Origin of the sequence: Streptomyces sp. NPDC058620, assembly GCF_042717135.1 — a bacterium.
GTDB lineage: Bacteria > Actinomycetota > Actinomycetes > Streptomycetales > Streptomycetaceae > Streptomyces.
The window spans coordinates 39,933-41,818 of sequence record NZ_JBHXQO010000053.1 but is presented as its reverse complement, the minus strand read 5'-3'; the positions used below and the strand labels follow the sequence as shown (position 1 = coordinate 41,818).

The window sequence follows — 1,886 nt, the reverse complement described above, 5'->3', positions numbered from 1 at the left end:
AAGCTACCTCGCCGGCCTCCACCTCCGAGCCTCCATGATCTGGATCGACGACCTGCTCAAGACCACCGCGTGATCACGACATCACACAGGCCCTAGCTCCAGCGGATGCCGGGCGACCTGGATGTACACCTATGACGCCAATGGACAACAACTGGGCAGCGGTGGCACGAGCGTCATCTGCAACCGGACGGCCAGCTTCACTCTTAACGTTTCCGCCGATGTTCCGGGCGGGGCTGCCAAAATCAAGGTCTGCCTGGATGACGGCAACTACGTTGACCTGGCTTGCGAGGTCTACTACAGGCCCCGCTCGTGATCCGGCGGCATGCTGCGAGCTGAGATCGGTTGCCAGGGCAGAGCCCTGGCTAGGTCTGTGGCGAACGCGGCTCGAACTTGATCAGCGTTTGCCGGTTCAGCGGATGTTTGGGGCGAGCAATATGGCAGCGGCCTCGTCGGACGGTCAAACGCCCCGCCCCGATACTGGTACGGGAGGCGTCCGTGGACGGACCGCGCGGCCACCGTTCGCACGCGGCCGGCCGCGTCTTGCACAGGGGTTCAGGATGGTCGCGATCTCCGCGACCGGCGGTCGGCCGTCCCGGCACGTGGACCGACGACGCGTCGGGGCCTCCGGCGCACGCCGCGGCTCCGTGGTCGAGCGTGAGCGGTTCGGGTCCCTTCCGGCGGGTGGGATCACGGTCTCACCCGCCGGATTGAGGGCGGACCGCGGCCGGACCGCTCAGGCCGCCGCGGGTCCCAGCCTGGACAGGGTGTCGAGGAGGCGGGCCCGGCTCGCGAACACGTCGGGCGGCAGCGAAACGTAGAGCTGCACGGTCGTCACGCCGGGCCGGTGGTAGCGGAGGATCCGCTCGCGGCACTCCTCCGGCGATCCGCTGATGAACAGGCCGTCGACGGCCTCGGCGGGCAGCGCCTTCTGCGCCGCCTCCGGGTCGCCGGCCGCCCAGTACTCGTGGGTCTCGCGCAGGAGTTCGCCGTGCCCGAGCCATTCGTGGAACTTGCGGTACGGCTCGCGGTTGAGGATCCAGGCGAGGAAGGGCCGGCTCGCGCGGTGGGCATAGTCGGTGTCCTCGGTGGGGCACACGAAGACCTTCACCACCAGCTCCTTGCCGGGCGGCTGCGGGCCCACCGCGTCGAGTACCTTCGGCACGTCTTCGGGGAAGAGCAGGTTGGTGATGGCCCCGTCCCCCTCGGTGAAACCGAGCCTCAGCATGTTCGGCCGGAGCGCTCCGAGGATCACCTTGACCGGTTCGACGGGCGGGTGCGGGAGCCGGTAGCCGGTGATGGAGAAGGTGTCGAAGTCACCGGCGATGTGCTCCCCGCGCAGGGCCCGGGTGACGAAGCGCAGGACGTCCCTGGTGCGCTTGAATGGCTCGTCGAACGGGATCCCGTTGATGTCGGTGACGTGCGCGGGCACCGAGGAGCCGATGCCGAGCAGCAGCCTGCCGGGGGCGAGTTGGGCCAGCGTGGCGGCCGTCTGGGCGAGCACCGCGGGCCCCCGGGTGTGCACGGGCACGATCCCGGTACCGATCCGCAGCGTCGGCGACCAGGCCGCCGTCGCGGCGAGCGGGGTGAAGGCGTCGGTGCCGCCGCCCTCGGCGGTCCAGACGTCCGTGTACCCCAGGTCGGGCAGGCGCTCCACGAGGAATCGGTGCTGGTCGATGGTGAGGCCGGGGAGCGGCAGGGTGATGCCCCACTTCAGCTCGTCGGCGAGGGGCGGGGCGTGCTCGGCGGTCATGAGGCCGGCGGTCCTTTCGAATCGTGCTGTCCCGGTCCGCCGGGGCGGTTGGATCGGGTGGGCGGGGCCGGTCGCCGTGTTCCCTGTTCCAGTGGGCGATCGTCAGGGCCGTGGTGACCATGAGCTGGTCGTTGAC

General features: G+C 69.9%; 2 protein-coding genes. One reads left to right on the top strand and one right to left on the bottom strand.

Annotated features, from left to right (window positions below):
• The first annotated feature begins 121 nt into the window (after positions 1-121).
• On the top strand, positions 122-313 hold the full coding sequence (locus ACFWSK_RS31050; RefSeq protein WP_383793409.1) for a hypothetical protein: 192 nt from the start codon (positions 122-124) through the stop codon (positions 311-313).
• 420 nt (positions 314-733) lie between these two features.
• Here ACFWSK_RS31050 and ACFWSK_RS31045 read toward each other — a convergent pair whose 3' ends face one another.
• A complete protein-coding gene (locus ACFWSK_RS31045) occupies positions 734-1,750 on the bottom strand; it encodes an LLM class F420-dependent oxidoreductase (protein ID WP_383793406.1) in 1,017 nt (338 codons plus the stop codon).
• Between the last annotated feature and the right edge of the window lie 136 nt (positions 1,751-1,886).

What these genes read in the sequence shown, in the direction of transcription:
- ACFWSK_RS31050 (WP_383793409.1), top strand. Translation starts at nt 122, where the DNA reads ATGTACACCTATGACGCCAATGGACAACAACTGGGCAGCGGTGGCACG.
- ACFWSK_RS31045 (WP_383793406.1), bottom strand. Translation starts at nt 1,750, where the DNA reads ATGACCGCCGAGCACGCCCCGCCCCTCGCCGACGAGCTGAAGTGGGGC.